The sequence below is a fragment of the Nonomuraea basaltis genome, assembly GCF_005893125.1.
Classification (GTDB): Bacteria; Actinomycetota; Actinomycetes; order Streptosporangiales; family Streptosporangiaceae; genus Nonomuraea; species Nonomuraea basaltis.
Genome location: NZ_VCJS01000180.1, coordinates 1 through 25,701, shown reverse-complemented (window position 1 = coordinate 25,701; position 25,701 = coordinate 1). Strand labels below are relative to the sequence as shown.

Annotated in this window: 36 protein-coding genes; 32 read left to right on the top strand and 4 right to left on the bottom strand. The window is 67.9% G+C overall.

What is annotated here, in order from left to right; all coding sequences use genetic code 11:
• Positions 1-333 (top strand): TFIIB-type zinc ribbon-containing protein (locus tag EJK15_RS50640; protein ID WP_206061617.1); only part of this gene is annotated, 333 nt, incomplete at its 5' end.
• A gap of 377 nt (positions 334-710) precedes the next feature.
• Positions 711-935 (top strand): helix-turn-helix domain-containing protein, encoded by a 225-nt coding sequence (locus tag EJK15_RS50635; RefSeq protein WP_138717631.1) that lies wholly within the window; start codon positions 711-713, stop codon positions 933-935.
• Between the two features lie 24 nt (positions 936-959).
• Here EJK15_RS50635 and EJK15_RS50630 read toward each other — a convergent pair whose 3' ends face one another.
• Positions 960-1,484, bottom strand: coding sequence for a hypothetical protein (locus tag EJK15_RS50630; RefSeq protein WP_138717630.1), 525 nt, complete (start codon positions 1,482-1,484; stop codon positions 960-962).
• A 203-nt stretch (positions 1,485-1,687) separates the two neighbouring features.
• Between EJK15_RS50630 and EJK15_RS50625 the strand changes: the two genes are divergently transcribed.
• From EJK15_RS50625 to EJK15_RS71580, 3 genes are read left to right on the top strand one after another with little or no spacing between them, the layout of a single operon-like run.
• On the top strand, positions 1,688-1,891 hold the full coding sequence (locus EJK15_RS50625) for a hypothetical protein (protein ID WP_240777730.1): 204 nt from the start codon (positions 1,688-1,690) through the stop codon (positions 1,889-1,891).
• 51 nt (positions 1,892-1,942) lie between these two features.
• Complete coding sequence (locus EJK15_RS50620; RefSeq protein WP_138717628.1) at positions 1,943-2,911, top strand: tyrosine-type recombinase/integrase; 969 nt, start codon at positions 1,943-1,945, stop codon at positions 2,909-2,911.
• A gap of 34 nt (positions 2,912-2,945) precedes the next feature.
• Positions 2,946-3,086, top strand: coding sequence for a hypothetical protein (locus EJK15_RS71580; protein ID WP_171075005.1), 141 nt, complete (start codon positions 2,946-2,948; stop codon positions 3,084-3,086).
• 260 nt (positions 3,087-3,346) lie between these two features.
• Here the strand turns inward: EJK15_RS71580 and EJK15_RS50615 are convergent, their stop codons facing one another.
• On the bottom strand, positions 3,347-4,198 hold the full coding sequence (locus tag EJK15_RS50615) for a calcium-binding protein (RefSeq protein WP_138717627.1): 852 nt from the start codon (positions 4,196-4,198) through the stop codon (positions 3,347-3,349).
• A gap of 239 nt (positions 4,199-4,437) precedes the next feature.
• Between EJK15_RS50615 and EJK15_RS50610 the strand changes: the two genes are divergently transcribed.
• Entirely contained in the window at positions 4,438-5,223 is a 786-nt protein-coding gene (locus tag EJK15_RS50610; RefSeq protein WP_138717626.1) for a DNA adenine methylase, read from the top strand.
• Here EJK15_RS50610 and EJK15_RS50605 read toward each other — a convergent pair.
• Positions 5,166-5,498, bottom strand: coding sequence for a hypothetical protein (locus EJK15_RS50605; RefSeq protein WP_138717625.1), 333 nt, complete (start codon positions 5,496-5,498; stop codon positions 5,166-5,168). The genes EJK15_RS50610 and EJK15_RS50605 overlap by 58 nt on opposite strands.
• Before the next feature lie 69 nt (positions 5,499-5,567).
• On the opposite strand from EJK15_RS50605, the gene EJK15_RS50600 reads away from it, so the two are divergent.
• The 11 genes from EJK15_RS50600 (at position 5,568) to EJK15_RS50560 (ending at position 16,515) form a co-directional block, all read left to right on the top strand.
• Positions 5,568-6,626 carry a hypothetical protein gene (locus tag EJK15_RS50600; RefSeq protein ID WP_138717624.1) on the top strand — a complete coding sequence of 353 codons (1,059 nt, stop codon included), beginning with the start codon at positions 5,568-5,570 and terminating at the stop codon, positions 6,624-6,626.
• Complete coding sequence (locus EJK15_RS50595; RefSeq protein ID WP_138717623.1) at positions 6,623-7,366, top strand: ParB/RepB/Spo0J family partition protein; 744 nt, start codon at positions 6,623-6,625, stop codon at positions 7,364-7,366. The genes EJK15_RS50600 and EJK15_RS50595 overlap by 4 nt, the downstream gene beginning before the upstream one ends.
• Positions 7,367-7,381: 15 nt before the next feature.
• Positions 7,382-7,867, top strand: a complete 486-nt coding sequence (locus tag EJK15_RS50590) for a hypothetical protein (RefSeq protein WP_138717622.1) — start codon at positions 7,382-7,384, stop codon at positions 7,865-7,867.
• Between the two features lie 2 nt (positions 7,868-7,869).
• The gene (locus EJK15_RS50585) at positions 7,870-9,150 is read left to right on the top strand and encodes a PBSX family phage terminase large subunit (protein WP_138717635.1); all 1,281 of its coding nucleotides are present in this window, start codon (positions 7,870-7,872) and stop codon (positions 9,148-9,150) included.
• 173 nt (positions 9,151-9,323) lie between these two features.
• The gene (locus tag EJK15_RS50580) at positions 9,324-9,800 is read left to right on the top strand and encodes a hypothetical protein (protein ID WP_206061615.1); all 477 of its coding nucleotides are present in this window, start codon (positions 9,324-9,326) and stop codon (positions 9,798-9,800) included.
• A 1-nt stretch (position 9,801) separates the two neighbouring features.
• Entirely contained in the window at positions 9,802-12,279 is a 2,478-nt protein-coding gene (locus EJK15_RS50575) for a LamG-like jellyroll fold domain-containing protein (RefSeq protein ID WP_138717621.1), read from the top strand.
• Positions 12,246-12,542 carry a hypothetical protein gene (locus EJK15_RS73470; RefSeq protein WP_206061614.1) on the top strand — a complete coding sequence of 99 codons (297 nt, stop codon included), beginning with the start codon at positions 12,246-12,248 and terminating at the stop codon, positions 12,540-12,542. The genes EJK15_RS50575 and EJK15_RS73470 overlap by 34 nt, the downstream gene beginning before the upstream one ends.
• Positions 12,543-12,551: 9 nt before the next feature.
• The gene (locus tag EJK15_RS50570; protein WP_206061613.1) at positions 12,552-12,812 is read left to right on the top strand and encodes a hypothetical protein; all 261 of its coding nucleotides are present in this window, start codon (positions 12,552-12,554) and stop codon (positions 12,810-12,812) included.
• Positions 12,809-12,973 carry a hypothetical protein gene (locus tag EJK15_RS71575; RefSeq protein WP_171075004.1) on the top strand — a complete coding sequence of 55 codons (165 nt, stop codon included), beginning with the start codon at positions 12,809-12,811 and terminating at the stop codon, positions 12,971-12,973. The genes EJK15_RS50570 and EJK15_RS71575 overlap by 4 nt, the downstream gene beginning before the upstream one ends.
• 69 nt (positions 12,974-13,042) lie before the next feature.
• Complete coding sequence (locus EJK15_RS50565; protein ID WP_206061612.1) at positions 13,043-14,560, top strand: phage portal protein; 1,518 nt, start codon at positions 13,043-13,045, stop codon at positions 14,558-14,560.
• Entirely contained in the window at positions 14,560-16,515 is a 1,956-nt protein-coding gene (locus EJK15_RS50560) for a phage minor capsid protein (protein WP_138717619.1), read from the top strand. Before EJK15_RS50565 ends, EJK15_RS50560 begins: the two co-directional genes overlap by 1 nt.
• Here the strand turns inward: EJK15_RS50560 and EJK15_RS50555 are convergent.
• Complete coding sequence (locus tag EJK15_RS50555; protein ID WP_138717618.1) at positions 16,493-16,804, bottom strand: hypothetical protein; 312 nt, start codon at positions 16,802-16,804, stop codon at positions 16,493-16,495. The two genes, EJK15_RS50560 and EJK15_RS50555, sit on opposite strands and share 23 nt — an antisense overlap.
• 240 nt (positions 16,805-17,044) lie before the next feature.
• Between EJK15_RS50555 and EJK15_RS71570 the strand changes: the two genes are divergently transcribed.
• From EJK15_RS71570 to EJK15_RS50485, 15 genes are all read left to right on the top strand, one after another.
• Entirely contained in the window at positions 17,045-17,215 is a 171-nt protein-coding gene (locus EJK15_RS71570) for an Rmf/CrpP fold protein (protein ID WP_171075003.1), read from the top strand.
• A 77-nt stretch (positions 17,216-17,292) separates the two neighbouring features.
• Positions 17,293-18,120 carry a hypothetical protein gene (locus EJK15_RS50550; protein WP_138717617.1) on the top strand — a complete coding sequence of 276 codons (828 nt, stop codon included), beginning with the start codon at positions 17,293-17,295 and terminating at the stop codon, positions 18,118-18,120.
• 51 nt (positions 18,121-18,171) lie between these two features.
• Positions 18,172-19,110, top strand: a complete 939-nt coding sequence (locus tag EJK15_RS50545; RefSeq protein WP_138717616.1) for a major capsid protein — start codon at positions 18,172-18,174, stop codon at positions 19,108-19,110.
• Positions 19,107-19,322 (top strand): hypothetical protein, encoded by a 216-nt coding sequence (locus tag EJK15_RS50540; protein ID WP_138717615.1) that lies wholly within the window; start codon positions 19,107-19,109, stop codon positions 19,320-19,322. Before EJK15_RS50545 ends, EJK15_RS50540 begins: the two co-directional genes overlap by 4 nt.
• Positions 19,319-19,612 carry a hypothetical protein gene (locus tag EJK15_RS50535; protein WP_138717614.1) on the top strand — a complete coding sequence of 98 codons (294 nt, stop codon included), beginning with the start codon at positions 19,319-19,321 and terminating at the stop codon, positions 19,610-19,612. Before EJK15_RS50540 ends, EJK15_RS50535 begins: the two co-directional genes overlap by 4 nt.
• The gene (locus tag EJK15_RS50530) at positions 19,599-19,943 is read left to right on the top strand and encodes a hypothetical protein (RefSeq protein WP_138717613.1); all 345 of its coding nucleotides are present in this window, start codon (positions 19,599-19,601) and stop codon (positions 19,941-19,943) included. Before EJK15_RS50535 ends, EJK15_RS50530 begins: the two co-directional genes overlap by 14 nt.
• 2 nt (positions 19,944-19,945) lie before the next feature.
• Positions 19,946-20,335, top strand: a complete 390-nt coding sequence (locus tag EJK15_RS50525) for a hypothetical protein (RefSeq protein WP_138717612.1) — start codon at positions 19,946-19,948, stop codon at positions 20,333-20,335.
• A complete protein-coding gene (locus EJK15_RS50520) occupies positions 20,332-20,643 on the top strand; it encodes a hypothetical protein (RefSeq protein WP_206061611.1) in 312 nt (103 codons plus the stop codon). The genes EJK15_RS50525 and EJK15_RS50520 overlap by 4 nt, the downstream gene beginning before the upstream one ends.
• Positions 20,643-20,996 (top strand): hypothetical protein, encoded by a 354-nt coding sequence (locus tag EJK15_RS50515; RefSeq protein ID WP_138717611.1) that lies wholly within the window; start codon positions 20,643-20,645, stop codon positions 20,994-20,996. Before EJK15_RS50520 ends, EJK15_RS50515 begins: the two co-directional genes overlap by 1 nt.
• Positions 20,993-21,439, top strand: a complete 447-nt coding sequence (locus EJK15_RS50510) for a minor capsid protein (RefSeq protein ID WP_138717610.1) — start codon at positions 20,993-20,995, stop codon at positions 21,437-21,439. The genes EJK15_RS50515 and EJK15_RS50510 overlap by 4 nt, the downstream gene beginning before the upstream one ends.
• A 60-nt stretch (positions 21,440-21,499) precedes the next feature.
• The gene (locus EJK15_RS50505) at positions 21,500-21,973 is read left to right on the top strand and encodes a phage tail tube protein (protein ID WP_138717609.1); all 474 of its coding nucleotides are present in this window, start codon (positions 21,500-21,502) and stop codon (positions 21,971-21,973) included.
• Positions 21,970-22,491: a DUF7426 family protein gene (locus EJK15_RS50500; protein ID WP_138717608.1), complete on the top strand. Its 522-nt coding sequence runs from the start codon at positions 21,970-21,972 to the stop codon at positions 22,489-22,491. Before EJK15_RS50505 ends, EJK15_RS50500 begins: the two co-directional genes overlap by 4 nt.
• Positions 22,492-22,526: 35 nt before the next feature.
• The gene (locus EJK15_RS50495; protein WP_206061610.1) at positions 22,527-22,664 is read left to right on the top strand and encodes a hypothetical protein; all 138 of its coding nucleotides are present in this window, start codon (positions 22,527-22,529) and stop codon (positions 22,662-22,664) included.
• A gap of 68 nt (positions 22,665-22,732) precedes the next feature.
• Complete coding sequence (locus tag EJK15_RS50490; RefSeq protein WP_138717606.1) at positions 22,733-25,108, top strand: phage tail protein; 2,376 nt, start codon at positions 22,733-22,735, stop codon at positions 25,106-25,108.
• 1 nt (position 25,109) lies between these two features.
• On the top strand, positions 25,110-25,701 hold a 592-nt coding region (locus tag EJK15_RS50485), incomplete at its 3' end, for a hypothetical protein (protein WP_138717605.1).

Below are 25,701 nucleotides of genomic sequence, written 5' to 3'. Positions count from 1 at the left end.
GCGCGGGAGCTGCTGGGCGGGGCGGGGCGTCTGGTAGGTGCGAGGTCGGCGGTTGCTCGGTCGCGGGGGGTGGCGTGGCTGGTGGAGCGTCTCGACTCGGTGTTGGCGCACGAGGACCTGGTGGGCCTGGTGGATTTCGCCTTGTCGTGGCGGATGGTGCTCGAGCGGGTGGTGGGGGATGAGCCGCCTGCGTGGACGCCGGCCCGGTGCCGGTGTGGTGACCGGAATCTCCGCTGGGACGTGAAGGCGGGCTTCTACGTGTGTGCCGCGTGCGGGACGCACGTTTCGGAGTCGGAGGCGTCGGCGCTGGTCGAGTCGGAGGCGCCGCGCTGATTGCGGTTCCGCTGTTGGCTTGGCATGGGGCTGGTTGGTGTGTAACACTTCCGGGCGACGGAGAGACGTGTGCCCTCGGACCGGTTTGCTGGTCCGGGGGTTTTTCGTTGTCACGGGGGGTGTTCGTGTCCCCGGTGACGGCGAAGACTGCTGCTGCTCGGCTGGGCCGGGAGTCGGTGACGATCCGGCAGTGGGCGCGACGCTACTCGGCGCGTGTCCTCGGCCGAGCGGGTCGTGAGGTTGTGTACGACTTCGCCGACTTGGCGACGATCGAGGGCTGCATTTGGCGCGGCGATCCGGTCCCCTCAACCCCGGAAGCTCGTGATGAGCTTCGCGCCCGTCTTGCCCGAGCGGCATGAAGTGAAGGAGTTCCCCTCGTGAAGGTTCGGAAGAACGTCCGCATTGTCGGCCTGGAGCGGGCCCAGCTGTCTGCGGAGGTGGTCCGCCGGTACGCCGCCGGCGAGTCGGTCCGTGGCATCGCTGAGTCGATCGGCCGTTCGTACGGGTTCGTGCACCGACTCCTGGAGGAGAAGCAGGTGACGCTGCGGCCGCGGGGCGGCAACCGGCGGTCGGCCTGCGCGACCTCCGCAGCGACGGACTAGCTGTCGGGGTGTCGCCGAAACTCGTCAGGGCACGAAGATGTTGATGGCCACACCGACCGGGATCGACGCCAGGACACCGAGCCCGAAGAATAGCCACTGCTTGCGGCCCTCGGCGCGGATGGTGGCCTTCGTCTCCCCGACGAGGATGTGGCGGATCTTCTCGGCCTGCTCCTGGTTGATCTCCAGAAGACGCTGCTGCTCCTCGGCCTGCGCGATCAGTGCGGCGCTGGCGGCCTGCTGCGCTTCAAGGTCGCGTTGGAGTGCCTGCATCTCACTGGCGGCTGTGGCCACAGCTTGATTCACTCGTTCGACCCGGCGTTGGAGGACTTCCTTCGGGTCTTCCTCGGCTTCGGAGAGCGCCCTGTGGGCCTTGGTTCTTGACCGCCAGGAGGCCCAGAGGGCAATCAGTAACGGGACGGCGCTGACGATCAAGGAGACGACATCGACGGAGTCAATGACCGAACGCGGTTCATAACGAAACCAGACTAAGGATGCGCCGATCGTGATGGTTAGCGCGCTGCCTATCAACAGGAGCAGGATTCGCTTCATTGGCCAATTACAGCGGGTTCGTGTGGTTCGACGCAGCAGATGCGACTGATCAAGCGTGAGGAGCACCGGAACGGAAATTAGCGGTAGCGAACGTTCCGTTCCGCACTCGTTAATGATCGCTTAGACAGGAACATAATCCAAGTTATGTTCCCTTTCACGTGTTACGCTCGAGAATGATCAGCCTTCTGCGAAAGAAGATCATCATGAGCGTGAGATCGTTCCCGCTTACCCTGCGCGTCACCGTAAGCGAGGCGACACCAGACGAGATCAGAGAGCATGCCGTGGCGCGGGCGCTCAGCTTTTTCGGTCCCGGTACCGAGCTGGACGTTGTCAGCGCCGAAGCCGAGCCGGACGTGGAAGGCGACGGCCGCTACCGCGCCACCGTCGTCTTCCGGAGGGTGGCCTGATGATCAGGGCTCGTCGTCCGCGACACCCCGCACAGCCGTGGCGGTGAGTGAGTGACCGCTGAGCTGGCCATCGTTGAGCAGGATGGCCGTCTTTCGCTGCCTTTCGACCTGCCGCCGCTGGTGCTCGACCTAACCCGGGCGTGGCTGTGGTCGTACGGCGCGAACACGCGGGAGGCGTACGAGCGGAACATCCGTCGCTGGTTCGACTTCTGCGCCCAGTCGGGCCTGGACCCGCTGGAGGCGCGCAAGCCGCATGGCGACGTGTTCTCCCGCTGGTTCGTGGAGACGGCACGTCGGCCGCCGAAGCCGAAGACGGTCGCTCAGGTGCTGTCGTCGGTGTCGTCCTGGTACGACTACCTGCACGAGGCTGAGGCGATCGAGGCGAACCGCTTTAAGAAGACGAAGCGGCCGAAGATCCCGCGCAAGCACTCCGAGACCATCGCCCTGACCAAGGCGGAGGCCCAGGCGTTGCTACGCGCGGCCGACGCCGACCGCGGCCGGGAGCGGCTGCGCACCGCGGCGCTGGTACGGCTGCTGCTGCAGGTGGGTGTCCGCGTCTCGGAGGTGGTGGACGCGCAGATCGACGACCTGGGCTTCGCGCGCGGGTATCGGACGCTGCGCGTCACCGCGAAGGGCAAGAAGCCGCTGATCCGGCGGTTGCCGGTGGAGACGACGCACGCGCTGGACGTCTACCTGTCGGAGCGGGCGCGCCTCGAGGGAGTGGAACTGCGTGACCTTCGGGGCCCGCTGCTGGCGACCTCGTCGGGCCGGCCGTGGGACAGGTCGAAGGCGTTCGAGCTGGTGCAGCGCATTGCCCGGCAGGCGGGCATCGAGTCGAAGGTGTCGCCGCATGCGCTGCGTCACACTTACGCGTCGCTGGCCGAGGAGGCTGGGGCGACGATGCGGGAGATTCAGCTCGACCTGGGGCATGCTGACGTGTCTACGACGGAGATCTACGTGCACAGCCGGGATCGTCTGGAGAAGGACACGTCGCAGCTGGTGGCGTCGGTGTTGGAGTAGGAGGTCGGCGTGCCCTAGGTCTAGGTCGAGCGCGTTGGACAAGTCGGCGTGGATGCACCACTGCGGCGCGATCAACCTGGGCACGTGGACTGCTCGGGCGGTGTGCGGCGGGTGCCGGTTCTCGGTGGAGCACGCCGAGGATGTGGAGCAGTACCGGCTTGCCCGGGTGTGGTGAATCGTCGCGTTCGTCGCGTTGGTGGACATTCGGAACACCGGTCACGTGAGATTCACGCGCCCCAGCTCAATGTTGGGGCGTGATCACGACGGTCCGAATGTCATTGGATAGGTCCGAATGTTGATCTTGTTAGCGTCGATCTGAGACGTTTTTGCAGGTCAACCGACATAACGACAAAACGCGAGAGCCGGTGACCTGTGGCGAACAAGTCACCGGCTCTCGTTGCTCACCGCTCCTTCTGAGCCGACCCGCCGCCTCGCTTACACGGGGACCCTGTCCTCGCACTCACTCGCGGCGGGGTCGGCCGAGTCGACGTAGATGCGGTCGGTGCCGGTGCCGCAGCTAAGGTCGTTGCTGTCGGCCTCAGGGGTCACGATGTAGTTCGGGGGCGGTCCAGTGACATGAGCGAAGAGAGTGTCGTCGCCGGGGCCACCGCGCAGGGCGTCACGGCCCTTGCCGCCCAGGATCTGGTTATCTGCCTCGTTGCCGCGCAGGGAGTCGTCGAAGTCACTGCCGATCAGGCCTTCCACATCGCTGTGGATATTGTCGGCGTCGACGTTGGCCGGACGGCCGTCATCGGCGTCGTTACCGGCCTGGGTGCCCAGGTCGACCAGCACCCGGCTGGTGGCGCGGGAGTAGTCGGCGGTGTCGAAGTTGGCACCGCCAATGAAGGTGACACGGGAGGGGCCCGGGTCGCGGCCGCCCTGGTAGCGGTCGTCGCCTCTGCCGCCGTTGACGGTGATGGGCATGAAAAGGGCCTGCGGGCCGCCGACGGTGAAGGTATCGTTGCCGTCGCCGAGGTTGACTTCCAGTGCACCCATGACTGGGCAGTTCACGAGGTAGTCGTTGATTCGGGCGCAGCCGGACCCCATGGCGAGCGTGAGGTTAGGGTTGTTTTCCATCACGAGGATGCCGTTGGTGCCGCGCATCACTTCGATGCTGTTGTGTGCGCTGCCGGCTCCTTCATAGAGGACCTTGTTGCCCACAACTCCGACGCTGCCACCGACCGGCGGCGCGGCTGCCTGGCCGACGCCGGGGGCCGCGGCCAGGGCGGCGGCGACCAGTCCGCCGAGAAGAATCATGCGCAGTGTGCCGTGCTTGAGGGTGTTCATGTGCGTTTCCTTTACGCGAATCGGATGGAGTTCCACGAGCAGGGCTAAGACGAGCCTTCCTCGCGTTGTGCTCCATGATTCGGCAGACGATCGTGTTGCTTCTGCGTAGGAATGCGCACAGAGCGATGCTTGCGGTGAGTAAAGGTTCACATTGTTACGTCAGTCACAGACGGGGACACAAGGCCCGTTCGCACGCCTCATCGAACCATCCACTCCGTCACCATTGCTAGGAGGGTTCCGTGGCGCTGCGCCCTCCGTTCCAGTATTACGGCGCCAAGGGCAAGCTCGCTCCGTTCCTCGCCTCGCTGCTGCCCAAGCACGAGGTGTACTGCGAACCGTTCGCCGGGTCCGCCGCCGTGTTCTTCGCCAAGGACCCCGCGAAGATCGAAACGATCAACGACATCAACGGCGACCTCGTCGCGTTCATGCGGACCCTCCGCGACCGGCCGCGCGAGCTGCAGCGAGCCATCCAACTCACCCCGTACGCCCGCGCCGAACACACCGCGGCGAAGCTCGGCGACATCACCGCGACCGACCTGGAGCGGGCGCGCCGCTGGTGGGTCCAGTGCACGCAGTCCCGCTCCGGTGAGGCCGGCGCGTCGTGGCGGCGGCCGACGTCGCGGACCCGGGTCAACAACCCGATGACCGCGAAGCGGATGGGCGCTGCGCTGCGCTGGCACGCGGCCCGGCTGCGGGAAGCGTTCATCGAGCAGTGCGACGCCCTGGAGCTCATCGGGCGGATGGACTCGCCGGACACGGCGTTCTACCTGGACCCGCCGTACCTCCGATCGACGCGGAACGCGGCCGGGTCGGGCCGGTACGTCAAGGAGATGGACGCCGACGACCAGCACCGCCCCCTGCTGGAGCTGCTGAACTCCTGCCGGGGCGCGGTCGTCCTGTCGGGCTACCGGTCGGAGCTGTACGACGAGCTGCTGTCGGGGTGGCGCCGCATCGACTACCGGGTGCGTCAGGCGTCGTCGGACGTGCGCGCCATGGCGGTCGAGTCGATCTGGGTCAACAGGTAGGCGATGTCGGCGGCCGCGTGCCGCACGAACTCCACCACAGCATCCTCCTCGGCGCGCTCGGCGCTGATCCGCTCCTGGTATTCGCGGCGCCGCTGCAGCGGCCACGACCTCGGGTAGCGCAGCCACGGCTTCTCATCCGGGTCGATGGACGCCATCATGATCGGCCCGACGTGGACCCAGTCGCCGTAGTACTCCTCGCGGTCCTGCCGCTTCACCGTCCAGTCGATGCCCGCCACGGCGTCGAGGCGGCGCGCGATGTCGTCCAGTTCGCTCACGCGCACAGTCTCCCGGCCCGCCCGTCCTGGCGCGACCGGGTATCCCCTCACCCCTCGGAGGTCACGGCCATGCGATGGCACACCGTCAACTACAAGGCAGAGGACAGCGGCTCATCGCTCGTTGATCGCGGGTGGTGGCTGTCGGACCTGCCCCGACTCATGCTTTTCTGCCGCTTGCGCGGACACCGGCCAGTCGTGGACGGGTTCGGCCCGCGCGAGGCCGGCCTGCACGCGGCGCGCTGGGTTGTCTGCGACCGGTGCGGGGTCCGGCCAAGCCCGCAGGGCTCGCTCGACCCGGAGAAGTACCAGGTGGGCGACCCGTACACCGGGCCGTGGATCCCTCTGACCCGGGTGGCGGCGGCCGATGCCTGGATGGCGCTGCTCGGGCTGCGCACGCCGCCGGTTCACGAGGACGACAAGGGGAAGCCCGGCCCGTGGCCGGAGAGCCCGCGGGGCGGCTTCGGCGGACAGGTCGTCGTCGGTAGTCGCGCTCTACCCGGCTTCTCTATCGGGTTCGAGGTCGGCAACTGCGGCAGCGAGCACATGCTGGACATGCACCTGCGGCTCGGCCGACTGCTGGCCATCTACGTGCACACCGAGCAGTTCGGCACGTGGGTGCAGCGCCGGTTCAACCCGAACGGGTACGACTCGCGGGAGTTCCGCCTGGCCGTCGTGGACTGGCAATTCCGGTGGGCGATCTGGGGCCGCTGCAACTCATGGTTGAGTACCGACCCCCGCTGGCAGCAGGGCTATTTCAGCTTCGACCTGATGGAGAAGCTGTTCGGGCCCAAGCGGTACAGCTACGAGCCGGTCGGCGACGAGCAGGTGGGCTTGGTGCGGTTGCCCGAGGGCGACCAGTACGAGGTGCGTCTGCTGCTGCGGCGGGAGCGGCTGGGCCGGCCACGTCTGCGATGGCGTGACCGCCTGTCGTGGTCGGTGCAGTGGACGGCGACCCCCGGTATCCCGTACAGGGAGGGCCGCTCGATCGACTCCTGGTGCGTCCGAGTGGACGACGAGGCAGTCCAGGAAGGCACGTGGCAGACCGCAGCGCTCATCGCGCTCGGCGCGAAGATGTCGCAGATGCGTACCCGGCACGGCTACCGGCCGCGAACCAAGGAAGACGGGTGACGTTGTCCGTGCCCGGCATCGTGTCCCAGACCTATCGCATGGTCCCGGTCGGAGACCTGGAGCCGCACCCAGACAACCCCCACCAGGGCGACGTGGACGTGATCGCCAAGTCGATCGAGAAGAACGGCTTCTACGGCACAGTCCTGGTCCAGAAGTCGCGGATGCGGATCATCGCCGGTGAGCACCGCTGGCGCGGCGCGAAGGCCAACGGCCTGGCCGAGGTCCCCGCCCTAATCATCGACGTTGACGACGCCACCGCCACGAGGATCATGCTCGCAGACAACCGGACCGCCGAGTTCGGGGGCTACGACGACCAGGTGCTTGCCGAGCTGCTACGCGGCCTCGACGACCTCGACGGCACCGGCTGGTCCGACGACGACCTGAACGATCTCCTCGCCGACCTCGATAGCGGTATCGCAATCGTCGAGGACGTCCCGGCCGGCCGGAGGTACGCCGCGGCGACCGGCGACGACGAGGACGACGACGGGCGGGAGCAGCGGTCGCGGCCGCGCATCGACCTCGACGACGACGAGGACGACCTGGACGACGACGGCGCAGACGAGGACGACGCGCCGCCGCCCCGCCCGAAGGCCGGCCTGACGGCTGACCTGCTCATCACGTTGACCGCTGCCGAGCACGACGAGGTGAACGCGCTGCTCGGCCGTATCCGAGCCCGCGACGGCAACGCCAGCACCGCGCAGATCGTCTTGGCCGCGCTGCGGGCCTACGCCAATTTCTAGACCGGGAGTCCCCTCATGGTTGTCAGCAAGGCTCGCCAGGTCGAGATCTCCCAGCGCCGCTACCAGGCGGTGCAGATGCGGATCGCCGGGGTGTCACCTACGGTCATCGCCGACCGGTTGGGCTACTCGGGCGCTGCGTCGGTGTCGAAGGATATCGACCGGGCGCTGCAGAAGGCCGCCAAGCAGGAGCAGATGGCGTCGGAGCAGCTGCTCAAGCTGGAGATCGACCGCCTCGACCGCATCATGGCCAGCTTGTGGCCGAAGGTCATCAAGGGCGAGGTCAACGCCGCTGAGACCGCGCTGAAGTGCATCAACCGGCGCGCGTCGCTGCTGGGCCTGGACCTGATCAACCGCCAGGGCGTCGCGGACGGCGACATGGCGTCGCTGTTGGGCAACCTGCTGATCCAGCTCCAGCAGCGGCACGCCGTACCCGACCCCGACACGGACACGATCCTTGAGGTCGAAGTCCTCGGCGAGATCGAGTCGGGGGATGACCTGTGAGCATGCCGGCGCCGAGCCCGCTCACGCTGTCGCCCAAGCAGGAGCGCAGCATTGCGGAGTCCACGGCCCGGCTGAACATCTGGTCGGGCGCAATCCGGTCGGGCAAGACCATCGCGTCGCTCTTTCGCTGGATCATCTACGTCGCGAACGCGCCCCGCGGCGGCTCCCTGGTCATCGTCGGCAAAACGAGCGACACCATCGCGAGAAACGTCTTCGACGTGCTAACGGATCCGGCCATCACCGGGCCGATCGCGCGCCGCATCATCTACACCCGCGGCGCCCCGACCGCGAACATCCTGGGCCGCCGGGTCGAGATCATCTCGTCGAACGACGCCCGGTCGGAGAACAGGTTGCGAGGCATGACCTGTGCCGGGGCGTACGTGGACGAGGCGACGCTGATCGAAAGGGAGTTCTGGGACCAGCTGCTCGCCCGGCTCTCCGTCAAGGGCGCCAAGCTGTTCGCGACCACGAATCCCGACGCGCCTAACCATTGGCTGAAGCGGCAGTTTCTCGATCGGCGGCATGAGCTGGATCTGCGGCACTGGCACTTCACCTTGGACGACAACAAGGCGTTGGACCCGGACTATGTGCGGGCGCTGAAGGCCGAGTACACGGGCCTTTGGTACAAGAGGTTCGTCCAGGGCCTGTGGGTCATGGCAGAGGGTGCCATTTACGACATGTTCGACCCTGACCGGCACGTCGTGGACGAGCTGCCGCTGATGGAGCGGTGGCTGACGGTGGGGGTTGACTACGGCACCGTCAACCCGTTCGACGCGATCCTCGTCGGCGTCTCCACGCCGGACGACAAGGGGCAGCGCCGCCTGTACCTCGCGTCGGAGTTCCGGTGGGACTCCCGCAAGGAGCGACGGCAGCTCACCGACGCAGAGTACTCGCAGAAGCTCACCACGTGGCTGGACACCATCCCGGACACGTACGGGCCGGGCACCAGCGGTGTGCGGCCGCAGTGGGTGATCGTGGACCCGTCCGCCGCGAGCTTCATCACCCAGCTCAGCCACGACGGGTTCGCCCCGACGATGGGCGTCAACGCCGTCAACGACGGCATCCGCACCGTCAGCAACCTACTGGGGGCTGACCACCTGCGAGTCCACCGGTCCGTTAGCGGGTTCCTCGACGAGGTCGGCAGCTATGCGTGGGACGACAAGAAGGCCGAACGCGGCGACGACGTCCCCGTGAAAGTGGACGATCACGCTTTGGACGCCGCGAGGTATGCCCTGCACACCACGCAGGCGGCCTGGCTTCCACTGCTGCAGCCGGTCTTCTGACCCCATGAACGCGCACCCCCAATCTGTGGCGGGCTGAGGGGTGCGCCCGCTCCGCACGCCCCACCCGCGTGCGTCGAGCCCCGATGCGTCCCGGCCTCCCAGCTGTTGAGGGGCAGCGTGGAGGCCGGGACGCACTGCTGGACCTTAATCATCCCAACCTGAGGGAGGGCCTCGTGGCCGACTTCACGTTCAACATCGCCCTGGGCCGCGTCGTCGAGCTGCACAACCGTGTCAGGGCCAACGATCCGTCCGGGTGTGCTCTGCTCGTCGTGGCCTTGGCCGCCAGCGGTTTGGAGGGCGACGCCGTCTTGAAGGACAAGGACACGCTCGCCGACGTGGTGTCGGGCACCACCAACGAGGTGCCTGTCGGCAACGGGTACGCGCGTAAAGTGCTGGTGGCCGTCGATCTGGTCGCCGCGGTGCCCGACGATGCCAACGATCGCACCGACGTGGATATCCCTGACCAGACGTGGACGCAGGTGCTGGTCGCGACGGGGCCGTGGGCGAAGCTGCTGGTCTGCTACCGGCCGTCCGCAGCGGCTCCTGACTCTCAGATCGTGCCGCTCACCTGCCACGACTTCGCAATCACGCCGGACGGGACCGACGTGGTCGCGCAGATCGCCTCGGCGGGCTTCTTCCGGGCGCAGTAGCGTGGCGATCCGCTACGCTGCCGCCAGCCACGGCCAGATCGCGACTCTCAGCTTGGGGCAGCGGTCGGCGTTGACGGTGTCGTGTTGGGTGAAGATCAGCGTCGATCGGAACGCGGAATCCCCGGTCTGGACGATCGATCCCAACAGCACCAGTTCCTGGCTCACCTTGCGCACCGGCGCCGACGGCACCACCATGCGCGTGCTGATCAACGGCACACAGGTCGCCAGCAGAGCCTTTACCCCCGGCGTCTGGTACTTCGTCGGGATCAGCGTCAGCTCGACCGGCGGGTTCATGGTGAGCCGCGCGGCTGGGACAGCCTCGTTCAACGTGGACACATGGACGAACGCGGCCACAGTGATGGCTACGCTGCTTCGGCTTGGCGTGTCGATTGACGGGTTGTGGCTGAACGGCTGCATCGCCGCATTCAAGTTGTGGACCGATGCCCTCACCCAAACCGAAGTACAGGCTGAGGTCGGCGACTACCTGCCACAACGCAAGGTAGGGCTCGGGGCCGCCTACGCCTTCTACCGCGCGGAGTCAACTGACTACAGCGGCAACGGGCGTGAGTTGTCGGTAGACACCGGTGCGACGGCAGCGAGCGGTCCTGCGATCACCTGGGGCGGCGCGTCGGTGCCGCTGGCTTTCGAGGACTTCGAGGACACCACCTACGCGTTCACCTGGTCGGGCAATTGGACCCGTGTCAGCACCTCCTCGACAACCCCAGCCCAAGCCGGATCCTGGTCTCTGCGCAGCGCGGTCATCGGCGACAACGGCACCACCAGCGCGAACGTCATCGTCCCGGATGGGTGTGACCGACTGCGCTTCTGGTATCGGGTCAGCTCGGAATCGGGCTTCGACTTCTTCCGGTTCCTGATTGCTGGAGTGGAGCAGTTCACCGCCTCCGGCCCGGGCGGCTCGTGGACACAGTCTCCCGAATACACGGTGACGCCTGGCACCACCGTGACGTTCCGCTACACCAAGGATGGTTCTTCGGCCGACCCGCAGAACGTGGACGCGGCGTTCATCGACAACGTCGAGTTCTACTCGTCCGCCTCGCCGATCACGCCTGTCGCGCTTCCTGCGAAGAGCCATTTCGATGGTGGTTTCTCGTCTGGTGACATTCTTCCTTCCACGTCAGGCGGGGGGAGTGGGACGGCGTTCACCGAGGTCGCCGGACGCCCTGTATTTACCGACCCAGGGCGGGGCAACCGCGGCTTCGCTGCCTACGAACAAAGCTCGAACGCCGAGGGTCGGCTGAGCTGGAGGTATACGCCCCCGGCCGGGGACGTGGTCTGTGCTCGTCTCTACATCAACCCCACCGGCACGTTCCCAGCCGCCAAGGCCCTGTTTGGGCTGGTTGGCCCGTCCGGGGCGGTGTCGAAGGCGTGGCTGGACCCCGCCACCATGCGCATTGCCGTGCGCGTCGGCGATCTGGTGACGGGCACCCAGACTGTGCTCACCGGCGTCAGCATCCCGAAGAACACGTGGACGCGGGTCGAGTTCCGCTACACGATCAACGCCTCCAGCAGCGGCACTGTCGAGGTGTGGACGTACCTGAGCCCGGACTCGCTGACCCACAACGACTACGTGATCTCACCGGTCACGGCGTGGCCGGGCGGCAGGCCCCAGCAGGCCGACTTCTGGCTTTGGACGGCCCAGACGAACTGGTTCATTCTCGACGACGTCGCGATCGACGCAGCCAAGCTGGGGCCGGCCATCACCATTGCGCAGCTTGGGGTCGGCGGCGACACCGGGACCCCATTGCCGATCACCGCGCGCAAGGTCCGCCATGTAGGGCCGGTGACGGCTGTTGAGACCGCGCTCACCACGCGGCCCGCACGGGTGCGCCAGATCGGCACGGCGGTAGAAGACGGCGGCGCAACCGCGCTGCGACCGCAAAAGCTTCGCGTCCTGCGACAGGTCCAGGAGACCGCAGGCCCGGCCGCTGCCGCGCCGGCGCACGCGCGCAGGCTCGGCGCCTCCGTCGAGCATGATGCGGCGCAACCGGTCAGCGCCGAGCAGGGGCCGATCATCAGGACGACGAGCGAGACCAACACGGCCATGCCGATGGCCGCAGTGAAGGTCCGCCACGTCGGTATGGCGGCGACCACCGATGTGGTGCAGCCAGCCAGGCCCGTCCATCGATGGCTGCTCGGCGTTGCCGCCGAGTCGAGTTCGGCTGCCGTGCTGACAAGGGCCAAGCGGCGTCGCCTGGGCCTGGCGGTCGAGACGAGCGCGGTGGAGAAGATCAGCAGTGGCTTCCTGGTGATGGTCGTCGAGGCTGACACCGCGTTGCCGATCACTCCGCTGCTGTACAGCGGCGGGCCGTTCACCGGCGTGGAAGGTCCCGCGCAGAACGTGGGGTGCAGAGCCTATCCAGCGCAGGTGGAGCGTGGACCCGCCCCGCCGCACCTGGTCAGCGTCACGAACACGAGGAGAGCGCCGTGGAGCAGATCTCTAGCCTGTCCCGCGAATTGATTCCGTACTTCGTACGCGGTGCGACGGCCACGGAGCAGGTCGAGATTGCGTTCACTGCCCCCGGCGTGGAACCCGTTGAGTCCGATTGGCGCGACGCCGAATGGAAGGCCGGTTCGCTCACCGAGCGCGGCGCGGTCGCGCAGATTCTGGTCGGCCCGGGCGGGACCGTTGCCCTGCCGGATGGCAGCTATCAGGCGTGGGTGCGCGTGACCGCACCGGTCGAGCAGCCGGTGCTGCCCGCTGGCCTCATCGACGTCATCTAAGGAGTCTTCATGCATCGTCCGACGACCGGACGGATCGTCCGCTACCGCGGCAAGCAAGGCCTGCACGCGATCAGGGCGGCCATCGTGACCGCCGACGTGGACACCCTCGACCCCGAGGGGGTCCGGGTGGGCGCAGTCCCACCGCTCGACTCTCCGCTGCATGTGCATCTGTGGGTGTTCACCCCTGGCGCGCTGGGTGGATTCCACGAGTTCAACGTCCCGCTGGGCACCGAGCCCGGCACCTGGCACTGGCCTATGGCCAGCGGATGAGCGACCAGACGATCACCTGGCAACAGGCCGCGTCCCATGCCGCCGAGGTGCTGGAGCGCGCCGACCGCGAGCCCAATCCGGCGATGGTTGAGGCCAAGGTCTCCATCGCCGAGGGCTGGACGCAGCTGGCCGCCGCCTTGTCGGAGATCGAGCAAACGTGAATTGGAGGGTGGCCGATGCCGCTTCCCGAGCGTAATCAGGAGTGGCCGCCGCCTGCGATCCGACAGGAGATGCGGCTTTACGACACGCACGGCGCCTGGTACGCGGGCGACCCGGACCGATTGGCCGACGTGTACGGCGGCAACAAGTCGGCTCCGATGGTGGGGATGGACCCGAAGGGTTGGGACCGTCCGATCTCCCGTGCGGGCGGCTACTTGGGCCGGATGGTCCGCTACTTCTGGGGGACGCCGACGCCGGCCGCGCAGAGCAGGGCGACGAAGCTCCATGTGCCGATGGCCGCCGACATCGCCGCCACCAGCGCTGATCTGCTGTTCTCGGAACCGCCGACGCTCAAGGTCAAGGGCAAGAAGAGTCAGCAGCGGCTCGACGCGGTGATGCACGAGGCCGGGGTGTACGGCTCGCTGCTGGAGGCCGCCGAGCTGGCCGCCGCGTACGGCGGCGTGTACTTGAGGGTCGGCTGGGACACGACGATGGCGGACCACCCGGTGGTGGACGCGCTGCCGCCGGACGCCGCAGTGCCGGAGTTCCACAACGGCCGGCTGAAGGCGGTGACGTTCTGGAAGGTCGTGCACGAGGACGACCGTTCGGGCGAAGTTTGGCGGCACCTGGAGAAGCACGAGGCGGGCCGCGTCTTCCATGGCTTGTACCTGGGCGACGAGGACCACCTGGGCATGCAAATGCCGCTGGAGGAACACCCGGCCACGGCCGAGTTCGCCAACCTGGTGGACGAGGACGGCGGGTTCGACAGCGGGTACGAGCGTGGCCTACTGGTGGACTACGTCCCGAACATGCGGCCGCACCGCACGATCAGGGGCACGGCGATCGGCCGGAGCGACTACGCCGGGGTGGAGCCGCTGATGGACGCCCTGGACGAGACCTGGACGTCGTGGATGCGGGACCTGCGGCTCGGCAAAGCCAGGATCATCGTCCCGGAGGTGTACCTGACGACCGGCGCCCGCGGGCAGGCCGCGTCGTGGGATCCGGACCGGGAGATCTACAGCGCGCTGGGCGGCATGCTGCCGTCGCCGACCAACCCCAGCAACATGATCACCCTGTCGCAGTTCAAGATCCGCGTGCAGGAGCACGCCGAGACGTCGAAGCACCTGGTGGAGCAGATCGTGCGCGGCGCCGGGTACAGCGTGCAGAGCTTCGGCGAAGGTGGCGACGGGCAGGCCCGCACCGCGACCGAGATTCACATGCAGAAGCATCGATCGTACTCCACGCGCGGCCGGAAGATCGGCTACTGGACGCCGCGCCTTGCGTGGCTGTCGGAGGCGATGCTGGCCGTCGATCACGCCGTGTTCGGCACGAAGGTCGTGGCCGAGCGCGCGATGGTCGAGTGGCCGGACGGCGTCATGCCCGACCCCGAGTCGATCGGCCGCACCCTGGACATGCTGAACCGGGCGCAGGCCGTCAGCCTCGACACGAAGATCCGGTGGGTGCACCCCGACTGGGACGACGTGCAGGTGGACGCCGAGAAGAAGCGGCTCCGCGACGAGCTCGGGCTGAACGTCCCAGACCCGGCGACGCTGACCGAGACGTTCATCCCTGACGCTGGCGAGGACTGATGGCCATCACTCCAGCCGGGGCGATCGAGGCCGGGCTGGAGCAGGCGCGGCAGGTCGCCGCCATGTACGCCGACGCGGAGACGGCGCTGCTGGAGCGGATCGCGGCGCGGGTCGGCAAGGACCTCGACAACGACGACGGCCAGGACTGGGCAGCCAAGCGGCTCGGCGAGGTGGCACAGCTCCGCAAGGAAGCGGAGTCGATCGTCCGCCGCCTGGAGGCGGCCGCGAAGGCGGCAGCACAGCGGGCGGTGCTGGACACGTGGGCTGAAGGTATGGACGCTGCGGTGCGCGGCGCGGTGCTGCAGGTCCACGACGCGAAGCTGCGTAAGCGGCTGGCGAAGGTGTTGCAGGACGCCCGGAATCTCGGCGCGAAGCGGGGCATCAGCGCCGGTCAGGGTGTGGCTGAGCTGGCCGCGCAAGCGATCAACTTGGTCACGTCGGTGCATGAGGGCGCGCTGCGGGCGGTTGATGACATCTACCGGAACGTCGTGGCTGAGACGGCCGGCCGGGTGCTTGTCGGTGCGGAGACCCGGCGGGAGGCTGCGCAGCGGGCGCTCGACCGGCTCACGGAGGGCGGCATCAAGGGGTTCACCGACTCGTCGCATCCGCCACGGACGTGGGGGATGCGCGAGTACGTCGAGATGGCCATGCGGACGGCGACCGCTCGGGCGGCGGTGGACGGGCATCTGTCCACGCTGCGTGAGGCGGGGATCAACCTGGTCAGCGTGTCGCGGCTGCCGTTCACGTGCTCTCGGTGTGCCCGCTGGGAGGGCGAGGTGCTGGCCCTGTCGGGTTCGGCCGGGACGCGTGTGGAGGAGAATCCGGCGACTGGTGTGCAGGTGTTCGTGCAGGTTGCGGGGACGGTCGCGGAGGCCCGGCTGGCGGGGCTGCTGCACCCGAACTGCGGGCACAGCCTGAACGCCTACCTTCCGGGCGTGTCGAGGCCGGCGCCCGCCGTGCAGTCGAAGACCACCTATGAGGACTCGCAGCGGCAGCGCTACCTGGAGCGGAAGATCCGGGAGAACAAGCGGCGCGCGGCGGTCGCGATCGACGACGACGCCCGCGCGAAGGCGGACGCGAAGACGGCCGACTATCAGGAGCAGCTCAAGGACCTGACGAAGGCGACGGGGCTGCGGCGCAAGACCGACCGGGAGAAGGCCGACGCGCCGCCTGCGGACCTAGCGAAGCTGACCGACAAGCAGCTCGCCGACCTGGCCAGCAAGTTCGGTCACGACGAGCAGGCGTTGGCCCGGCTTGAGAAGGAGACGAAGCGTCGCGACGAGGCCGACGAGACGGCCCGGAAGGCGTCTGGTCCGGCCGCCCAGGACGACCCGATCGCCGCCCTGTCGGAGATCGACGACTTGGGCGACCTGACGGACGACCACGTGACGGCGCTGATGCTCCGGTATCAGGGCGACGAGGACGGCATGGTCCGGGTGCTGGAGGAGCTGGACCGTATCGAGCGGCAGACGCGCGACGACTGGTCGTGGAACTGGCGCGAGGAGGAGACCGAAGCCGACAGGCAGATTTCGGACCTGATCGCGTCTGGCCGCTACTCCTACATGGAGGCGTACGCCGAGGTTCACGGGCTGGACCCGGCGGAGCTGGACCGTCAGGAGCGGCGGGCGCTGCTGGAGTCCGAGCGCCGTCCGGGGGAGGACATCGACCAGACGGTGCGCCGCCTGTACGCCCAGCAGCTCGATCAGTGGTACGACCAGGCCGAGCAGGCGACGAACGGTTTCCTGTTGAACGCCGAAGGTCGAGTGGCCGGGATCAACGAGCGGTCGCTGTTCTCCGGACCGGCATCGAGGGCGCTCAAGTACGCCAGCGAGGAGCTGCTGCGTTGGTGGGCGGACAACCCGCGGCTGACGCTGACGGCGTTCCGGGCGCAGTGGCTTGGACGCGAGTCCGATAGGAAGGCGGCCGCACGCTTCAGCACTGGGCAGCGCCGTTGAACTTACGGACCCCTCTCGGAACCGTGTGCCACAGCGTGCCATGCGGCGGAACCCACTGGCACGGGCCGTCCCCCCCGCGCGCCCAAATGATCTTGAGCTTGCGGAAGTAGGGACAGTTGTTCCTGACGTAACCCGTCTTGGTGACACGGCCGGTCTCCTGCCAGGTGCCCAGGGTGCAGTTCGGCCCGCCAGCGGTGCTCGCCGTGGCGGCGGGAGCTGTGGCAAGGACGCAGGCCAGGGCGGTGCCCGCCAGCCCCAGTGTGACGAACGTGGTGCGGATGGCAGTCATCTCATGCTTCCTCTCTGGTGTTGCGATACCTGAGGATCGTAGGCCGGAGCGTGTTGAGGATTTGTTGAGGTTCTGTTGAGAGCTCCGCCCCGCGCCGCTGGGGCCCGTCACGCGCTTCCCCAGCTCAGACGATCAAGCCACTCCCCACGATCGTCCCGAAACTCGTTTCGATGTCCGAAGGTATGCACGCGTGACCTGGGTGCAGATCCGCGCGGGCGGCGCCGGTAGGGAGTTTGGCGTATGACCATCTCGGAGACCGACCGCAGGGCTGCCGTGACGTTTGGCCGTCTGGCTGGCGAGCGCGGCATGCCGGTGACCGTCTGCCCGTATCCGGTGCAGGGCGATGACCGGCAGCGTGCGCTGCGGCTGCTGTGGATGCGCACGTACGTGCGGCACAGCTCGGGCGCGTAGGCGCCCTTCCTTGGGCCCGCCTGGCGCGGGTCCTTCCAAATGTCCCGACGAACACGCTCCAGGAGGGCGATCTCGTCATGCTCGAAAACACCCTGCCGACCACGCCGGGCGCGCTGATCGGCTACCGCAAGGACGGCCGCCCGATTCACCTGATCGCCGGTGGCGCACCGGAGGACGGCGAAGCCCAGCCGCAGCAGGAGGACCAGAACCCTCCCGCGCAGGCCGAGGTCACGCCGCCCGAGCCGCCCGCGGCCGATGACACGGCGGTGAACCCCGACGCCAAGCGCGTGGACCAGCTTCCTTCGTGGGCGCAGAAGCTCATCAAGGACACGCGCGCGGAGGCGGCCGACTGGCGGTCCAAGCTGAAGGACGCGCAGAAGGCCGCCGACGACGCGACTGCCCAGCAGGGGCCGTCGCAGGACGAGATCACCGAGCAGGTCAAGACCGACTTCGCTCAGCAGATCGCCAAGGCTCTGGGCCTGGCGGCTGAGGAGGAGTCGCCGATCGACCCGCAGCAGGTGATCGAGACGCTGACGTCCGAGCGTGACACCACGGCCAAGGAGCGCGACGCGGAGAAGGAGCGGCACCGCCGCGCCCTGATCGAGCTCGCGGTCCACCGCGCCAGTCAGAAGGTCGGCGCGGACCCTGACGCCCTGCTCGACAGCAGGAACTTCCTGAAGGCCGTCCGGGACCTGGACCCGGACGCCGAGGAATTCTCCACGACGCTGACGGAGACGATCCAGACGGCAGTGGAGAACAACCCGAAGTTTAAGGCGGCCACCCAGGCGGGGCCGCCGGCGCGCTCGGGAGGCGAGTTCACCGGCGGGCCTGGTGGACGTGCGCCCAGCTCCGAGCCCTCCATCGACGAGTTCCGCGCCAGGCGTAAGAAGCGCGCCTCGTCCTAGTCGCCGATAGCGGGTCCGCTATCGGCCCTTGTTAAGGAGTGAAAGGCCCGAATGGCTAACACCTTTCTGACCCCGTCGATCATCGCCAAGGCCGCGCTCGCGACCCTGTACGAGACCTGCGTCATGGCGCAGCTCGTCCACCGCGACTATGAGCAGGAATTCGTGAGCCGCGTCGGCGACACGATCAGCGTGCGCAAGCCCGCGGTGTTCGTGGCGAACGAGTTCAACCGCGCCAGCGGCATCCAGATCCAGAACGCGTCCGAGGGCAGCGTGCCGATCACGCTGAACCACTTCGCCGACGTCTCCTTCAGCGTGACCGCCGAGGAGTTGACCTTGGAGATCGAGGACTTCGGGACGCAGCTGCTCAACCCCGCGATGGAGGCGATCTCGCAGAAGATCGACCAGGACATCCTGAGCCTGCGCAACGACATCGTCCAGCGCGTTGGCAGGGCTGGCGCGCCCATCACGGGCGTGACCGGCAACGCGATCCACCCCTACGACGACCCGAAGACGGCGATCGACGCCAGGCGCGTGCTGAACCAGCGCAGCGTCCCAGCGGCGGACCGGCACCTGGTGATCGGCCCGGAGATCGAGGCGAAGTGGCTGTCGGACCCGCTGTTCCACCAGGCCGACACGCGTGGCGACACGGACGGTCTGCGCGAGGCCAACCTGGGCAGGCGCGTCTTTGGTTTCGACGCCTACCAGACGCAGAACATCGAGGCCCCGACCACGCCGCCGGCGTCCGGGCAGCCGAACACCGAGATCGGCGCGGCTTTTCACAGGACGGCGTTCGCCCTCGTGACCAGGCCCTTGGTCCTCCCGCAGGGCGCCGCCAACGCGGCCGTCGAGAGCTACAAGGGCTTCGGCGTCCGCGTGGTCATGGACTACGACATCAGCAAGAAGCAGGACATCGTCTCGGTGGACTGCCTCTACGGCGTCAAGACGCTCGACCCCAACCGCGCCGTCCTCATCCACGGGGTGCAGACGTGACCTGGGCACGTTTCGGCGACGTCATCTTTCCGCTCTCGACGGTCACCAACATCGCGATCAAGCCCACCACGGGCAGCCAGTGGTACGTCGAGGTTAGCCGCTACGAGGGCAACTACCTGTCCACCATCCAGACGCCCGCCTTCGCCACTAAGCCGGAGGCCGAGCGTACGGCTGAGCGGATCGCGCACGGCCTCTACTGGGAGGGCTCGTGACGTTCGTCTACAAGAACTCCAACACCGGCCAGGTGGTCGAGGTCGCCGACCGTGACCCCTGGCTGGACATGTTGGATAACTGGCAGATCATCAGCGGGCCGGAGCCCGCCCCTGCCGACGAGCAGTCCGGTCCGGCTTCGGCCGGGCCGGGCCGCCCGTCCGACAACGACACCAAAGCCGCGTGGGTCGCCTACGCGGCCTCTCGCGGCATGTCGGAGACCGACGCCAAGTCGCTGTCGAAGGCCGCGCTCATCGAGGAGTTCGGGGAGGAAGACAATGGCGAGGACTGACCTGAACGCCGTCCCGGTGCCTCGGGCGGGGCTGGACCTGACCGCCGCGCTGACGCCGGCCATCGCGGACGGGCACATGTTCGTCCACTCGGACCGGCGGATGCTACGGGTGAAGAACACCAACGCCTCCGCGCGCACGGTGACGGTGCAGATCCCGGCGACCGTGGACGGCCAGGACATCGTAGACAAGCCTTACGTCATCCCGGCGAACACGGGTGACGTGCTGATCCCCGCGTTCCGGGCGATCTACCGGCAGCCCAACGGCAAGGTCTATATCGACTACTCCGACCCGGCCGGGCTGTCGGTCGCGGTACTCGAACTGCCGGTGTAGCCATGGCGTACGCGACCGCTGCCGACTTCACGGCATATACCGGCACGACCGCGCCCGACGACATCAACCGGCGGCTGGAGCGCGCGTCGGAGCGGATCGACGAGCTGCTGTTCGCCAGCATCTATCCGACCGACGACGCGGGCATGCCGACGCGGCCCGAGGACGCCGAGTCGATGAATCGGGCGACGTGCGCGCAGGCCGCGTGGACTATCGCTGTCGGCGACGAGTTCGGCGTGGCCGCCGCGTTCAAGTCGGTGTCGATCGGCTCGGTCCGCCTCGAACGAGGCAACTCCGGAGATGCGCCGCCCGCGCGGTACTCCCCGGACGCCTCGTCGATCCTTCAGCGGGCCGGGCTGCTGCCCGGCTACATCCTCGACGGGGGCGTGTGGTGATGCTGCCGGAATGGCTGCTGCGCCACAAGGCGACCATCGAGCCGTTTCAGGGGGACGGGGCGTACGGCCCGGTGTTCGGGCCGGCGTTCGAGTCCCGCTGCCTGGTGGACGACGAGCGGCGCCTGGTGCGTGACGCGCAGGGCGCCGAGGTCGTCTCCGACACCACGGTGTTCTTCCCCCCGGGCACGATCTGCCCGGAGGGGAGCAGGGTCACCGTCAACGGGCGGCAGACCACCGTCATCACATCCTTCTCCCGCGACGCTGGCGGGCTGCCGACGCCGGATCACGTTGAGGTGGTGTGCCGCTGATGGCCAACGCCAGGTTCAACGCGCGAGTCAACGCCGATGAGGTGACCGCCGAGTTGCGGCGCGCGGCCGGGCGTGGTCTGCGTCTCGCGACGGAGCACGTGCTGGCGGTGTCCAACCAGCGGGTGCCGCACGACGAGGGCACGCTGGAGCGTTCGGGCACGGCCGTCGTGGACGAGGCTGACCTGGTCGGCATCGTCTCCTATGACCAGCCGTACGCCGTCGTGCAGCACGAAAACCTCGACTACCAGCACAAGGCGGGCCGCTCCGCGAAGTTCCTGGAGTTGGCGGTGCGCGAGGAGGCCGAGGTGGTCAAACTGATGATCGCCAAGCAGCTGCGGCAGGTGCTGAAGTGACCTGGACTCGTGACCTGCTGACCGGGTTCGCGGTCCTGCTCGGCGAGGCCGGCGTGGCCACGTGGAACCCGAACGGCATCTACGCCGACGACCAGACCGCGCTGACGATCGGCGGCCTGCCGACGTCACCTGACACGGCTATCGCGCTGCAGGTGTACGGCGTGGGCCAGGCGGGCGACGACGTCGAGCAGCCGGACTCCAGTGTCCAGATGCAGGTCCGGTTCCGGGCCAAGAGTGACCCGCGGGTCGTGGACGACCTGGCGGACGGCACCTTCGACGCGATTCATGGCCTGGCGAACGTGACGCTTTCGACGGGCGTGCACGTGCTGCTCGCGCGCCGCACGCTGATCGCGCCGCTCGGCCGCGACAGCTCGGGCCGCTGGGAGCGGGCCGACTCCTTCGACCTGATGGTTCATCGGCCGTCGCCGCATCGCGGCTTGTGACCTTTCTTTGCCGATAGCGGTTCAGCTATCGGATTCGCCATGCCCACATAGGGAGTGATCATGGGGCTGCGTTCCCTTCTCGCGAAGGACTGGAAGCTCGACGTCAACACCGGGCCCGACTTCGAGGCCCCCGTCTGGACGCCGGTCAAGGGCCTGACGTCCTGGCAGGAGACGACCGACGACAACACGGAGGACGACGGCGACTTCGACGACGAAGAGGGCTGGGGCTCCTCCGTCGTGACCAGCCGCACCTGGCAGATCGAGGCCGAGGGCCGCCGCAAGCGGACCGACGACGTCGTGTTCACTCCCGACGCGGGCCAGGAGGCGATCCGCAAGGCCGCCCGGAAGGTGGGCTTCGGCGCGAACATCAAGGTCAGGTGGTACCGCAGGGACGGCGCTCCCGACGCCTACGAGGGCGTCTGCACCGTCAGCGAGTTCGTCAAGGGCGGCAGCGTGACGGACCTGGAGCCGTTCTCGTTCACGCTGCTCGGCCAGGGCGCCCCCGAGGAGATCACGAACCCGGTGGCGCCGTGACCCAGTTCCAGGACCTCGACGAGTTTTTCGACGACTCCCTGCGGCTGCCGGTGGGCGGGAGGATGTACGTCATCCCCGCCCCGGACGCCGAGGTGGGTCTGTTGTGCCAGCGGCTCATGCACGCCAGCCTCGCAGCGCAGGAGGGCGAGGCGGTCACGGACCCGAAGCTGAACGAGCTGGCCGACGTCGTGCTCAACGACGACCAGGAGAAGGACCTCTACCAGCGGATCCTTGGGCCCGTCTATGACGAACTGCTGAGCGACGGCGTGTCCTGGCCGAAGGTGCAGCACGTCGGCGCGACTGCGCTGGTGTGGGTCGCGGCCGGTAAGGACGCGGCCGCGAAGATCTGGGCCTCGGGCGGCACGACGGGGGAAGCCTCGGCCCCGAATCGGGCGACTCGTCGAGCGACAGCGGCGGCGGCGAAGTCGACCCGGTCTCGGGGGTCCGCGACTACTACGACCCGGACGACGGCCTCTCGGTCTCGAAAGGCCGCACCGTCTCGTGGCAAGACATCCTGACGCGTTGGGGGCTCGTCGAGGCTGACCTGCACGAGATGTTCGGCATCGACCTCGGCGAGCCCGGCGTGCTGCGCGTCAGGTCGTGGCGGTGGCTGCGGACGCGGCTGCACGGGCTGCTGACGTGTGACTCGCGCCTGGCCCGCGCCTTGGACCCCGGTGAAGGGCGGCGGTGAGTGGTCCGTCCTCGCCCAGCTTCCCCAGTGGCTTCACCCCATCCCAGACCCATAGGAGGTGAAACCCGGTGGCGCTGAACGTGGGCGAATTGTTCGCTGAGATCAACGTGAAGGACCGGGGCACGCAGGCTGTGCGCCGGTTTATGACCTTTATGCGGGACGCCGCGAAGAAGCTCAACATCGACGTGGGCGGTCTCGCCAAGTCGGCCGGGTCGATGGGCGTCCAGTTCACCGCTGCGGCGCTCAAGGCGTCCTCCATGGCGGCCTCGCTGGCGGCGGCCGCGCAAGGCGCGATCGGCCTCGGCGCGGCGCTGGCCCCGGCCGGCGGCATCATCGCTGCTCTGCCGGGCGCGGTCGCGCTCGGGCAGGCGGCGCTGGTCACTCTCACGGTGGCTCTGCTCGGCGTGGGCGAGGCTTTCTCGGCGGCCTTGGGCGATGATCCAAAGAAGTTCGAGGAGTCCCTGGCCGGGCTGTCCCCGGCAGCTCATGCGGCCGCGCGCGAACTGCGCTCGGTCAAGCCCGCGATCGACGGGCTCAGGAGCGCCGTCCAGGACTCCTTTTTCCAGCCGCTGGCTGGCCACATCAGGGCGGTCGCGGCCGCCGTGGTCGGGCCGCTGCAGTCTGGCATGCAGGGCGTGGCCAGGGAGTTCGGTCTCGCCGGTGTGGAAGTGGCGCGATTCGCCTCCTCGTCGGCGACGGTGTCCGCACTGTCGTCGATCTTCGGTTCGCTGCGATCGGCGGTCGCGGCGATGCAGCCCGCGGTCCAGCCGCTGTTGGCTGGGTTCCGCGATCTGGCCGTGGTCGGCGCATCGTTCTCGTCCGGACTGGCTCCCGGCATCGCGGCGGCGGCGCAGAGGTTCGGCGAATTTCTTTCTAACGCTGCTAATAGCGGTGCCGCTCTCAGCTGGATGCAGGGCGCGCTTGAGGTGTTCCGGCAGCTTGGCCAGGTCGCCGGTGACGTGGTTGGGATCATCCGATCTGTCTTCGCGGCGATGTCGGCAGGCGGGTCGAACGCGCTGGGCGTGATCGGCCAGATCCTTGATCAGCTGAACGCGTTCCTGGCGAGTGCCGAGGGCCAGAAGATCTTGGTCACGGTCTTTCAGGCGTTGTCGCAGGTCGCCAGCAACCTGATGCCGATCTTCCGGGCGCTTGGTGGCGCGGTCGCGCAGGTAGCGCCGCACATAGCCTCCATCGCGACCGCGCTTGGTCCTGGGATCGCCGCGGCGGTGTCCGCGCTCGGGCCGGCCCTGGCCGCGCTCGGTCCTGGGCTGACCATGGTCGCGAGCATGCTCGCGAAGGCGTTCGCGTCGCCGGAGCTGCAGGCTGGGCTGCTTGCACTTGGTCAAGGACTGTCGGCGGCGCTGGCCGCTGTCGCGCCTCTGCTGCCGATTGTGGCGCAGCTGGCGGGCATCCTGGGTCAGGTACTCGGTATCGCTCTGAGTAATCTCTCGGCTGCGCTCGGTCCTGTGATCAGCGCGCTAGCGGATGCCCTGCGGCCTGCTCTCGCGGCCATTTCGTCCGCGTTTGCCCAGCTCGGGCCGGTGATGCAGCCCATTTATGCTGCGTTCGGTCAGCTTTTGGGTGCGGTAGTGCAATCGCTGCTGCCACCGATCTTGCAGCTGATCCCTTCGATCCTAAATGGGCTAGTTCCTGCCTTTGTGGAACTAGTTGGTGCAGTGACGCCCGTTCTGCCGCTTTTGACCGACTTGGTAGCTATGGCGATTCGCGACGTTCTGCCCGCTATCATCCCGATAATCCCCATTGTGACCCTGCTGGCTGCCGCCCTTGTCAAGCTCGGTGTCAAGGTGGCCGAGATCGTCGCGAAGATCAAGCCTGCCATCGAGGCCGGGGTCGCCGTCTTCCGCTGGATGTACAACGTCTTGGTCGGCAACAGCATCATCCCGGACATGGTCAACGCCATCGGCACGTGGATCGGGACGAAGCTGATCGGCTGGTTCACCGCACTGCCAGGCCGGATCAAGTCTGCTGTGTCGAGCATCGGCCCGACCATGGCCGGAATCGCCCGGGACGTCGTGAACGGCTTCTGGAACCAGCTCCAGTCCATGGCCAGCACCCTGTACAACAACGTCCGCGGCTTCTTCGCCAACATCGTCAAGAGCGCCAAGGACGCCCTCGGCATCAAGTCGCCGAGCAAGGTGTTCGCCGAGATCGGCCGCTTCATGATGCAGGGCATGTCGCTCGGCCTCGACAAGAGCGCCGGGCTCGTCGTGTCCTCGCTGAAGAAGGTGGCCACGCTCGCGGCGAAGACTGCTGCGATGCCGGACCTGTCGGTGCCCGGTGTGACCGTGCCGGAAGGGCTCGGCGGCGGCCGCGCTCTGTCGCGGACGGTGGTGAACGTGACCAACCACTACCCGCAGGCCGAACCCACGTCGGTAACGGTGAACCGCAGCCTGCAGTACGTGGGCGCGATGGGAGTGATCTGAGGTGCCGAGCTACTCACTCGACGGTGTGCCGCTCGACCACCCGGCCGGCTGCTGGCGGTTGAAGCGGGGTACACAGCGCAGGCCGCTGCCTGGCGCGCGGGCCGTGAAGGTCAGCGTGCCAGGTCGGCACGGTGACATCCCGGTCGTCGGGCTGGACCTGGAGGCCACGACGTTCGGCCTCGCCTTCAAGGTCAGCTCGGCTACCCCTTCGGGGGTGGACGGCGGCTATGAGCAGATGGAGCGCAACCTGGAGGCGCTGTCGGCGCTTCTGGGTGTGCGGCATCGGCTGATGAAGCTCCGGTACCAGGCAGGCAGCATCGTCCGCGTCGCCGACGTGACGATCACCGCCAACAGCGAACCGGAAATCAACACCGGCGCCGCGACGGCCCGCATCACAGCGGTCGTCGAGGTGCCCGGCACGTTGTGGCGGGACGAGAGCGAAGCCACCTGGGCGGGCGCGCCCAACCAGCTCTCCCAGGCGGTGACCACGCTCGCGGGCTCGACCGGGCCGATCACAGATGCGCTGCTGCGCTTCACCGGCCCGGCCGTGCAGCCGTCCATCGGGGACGTGGCCACGGGCGGGTGGGTGCTGC

Coding starts and splice junctions, on each gene's coding strand:
- EJK15_RS50630 (WP_138717630.1), bottom strand. CDS start 1,484: ATGAAGCGAATCCTGCTCCTGTTGATAGGCAGCGCGCTAACCATCACG.
- EJK15_RS50625 (WP_240777730.1), top strand. CDS start 1,688: ATGAGCGTGAGATCGTTCCCGCTTACCCTGCGCGTCACCGTAAGCGAG.
- EJK15_RS50615 (WP_138717627.1), bottom strand. CDS start 4,198: ATGAACACCCTCAAGCACGGCACACTGCGCATGATTCTTCTCGGCGGA.
- EJK15_RS50600 (WP_138717624.1), top strand. CDS start 5,568: ATGCGATGGCACACCGTCAACTACAAGGCAGAGGACAGCGGCTCATCG.
- EJK15_RS50590 (WP_138717622.1), top strand. CDS start 7,382: ATGGTTGTCAGCAAGGCTCGCCAGGTCGAGATCTCCCAGCGCCGCTAC.
- EJK15_RS50585 (WP_138717635.1), top strand. CDS start 7,870: ATGCCGGCGCCGAGCCCGCTCACGCTGTCGCCCAAGCAGGAGCGCAGC.
- EJK15_RS50570 (WP_206061613.1), top strand. CDS start 12,552: ATGCATCGTCCGACGACCGGACGGATCGTCCGCTACCGCGGCAAGCAA.
- EJK15_RS71575 (WP_171075004.1), top strand. CDS start 12,809: ATGAGCGACCAGACGATCACCTGGCAACAGGCCGCGTCCCATGCCGCC.
- EJK15_RS50565 (WP_206061612.1), top strand. CDS start 13,043: ATGCGGCTTTACGACACGCACGGCGCCTGGTACGCGGGCGACCCGGAC.
- EJK15_RS50560 (WP_138717619.1), top strand. CDS start 14,560: ATGGCCATCACTCCAGCCGGGGCGATCGAGGCCGGGCTGGAGCAGGCG.
- EJK15_RS50555 (WP_138717618.1), bottom strand. CDS start 16,804: ATGACTGCCATCCGCACCACGTTCGTCACACTGGGGCTGGCGGGCACC.
- EJK15_RS71570 (WP_171075003.1), top strand. CDS start 17,045: ATGACCATCTCGGAGACCGACCGCAGGGCTGCCGTGACGTTTGGCCGT.
- EJK15_RS50550 (WP_138717617.1), top strand. CDS start 17,293: ATGCTCGAAAACACCCTGCCGACCACGCCGGGCGCGCTGATCGGCTAC.
- EJK15_RS50545 (WP_138717616.1), top strand. CDS start 18,172: ATGGCTAACACCTTTCTGACCCCGTCGATCATCGCCAAGGCCGCGCTC.
- EJK15_RS50530 (WP_138717613.1), top strand. CDS start 19,599: ATGGCGAGGACTGACCTGAACGCCGTCCCGGTGCCTCGGGCGGGGCTG.
- EJK15_RS50525 (WP_138717612.1), top strand. CDS start 19,946: ATGGCGTACGCGACCGCTGCCGACTTCACGGCATATACCGGCACGACC.
- EJK15_RS50515 (WP_138717611.1), top strand. CDS start 20,643: ATGGCCAACGCCAGGTTCAACGCGCGAGTCAACGCCGATGAGGTGACC.
- EJK15_RS50505 (WP_138717609.1), top strand. CDS start 21,500: ATGGGGCTGCGTTCCCTTCTCGCGAAGGACTGGAAGCTCGACGTCAAC.
- EJK15_RS50495 (WP_206061610.1), top strand. CDS start 22,527: ATGTTCGGCATCGACCTCGGCGAGCCCGGCGTGCTGCGCGTCAGGTCG.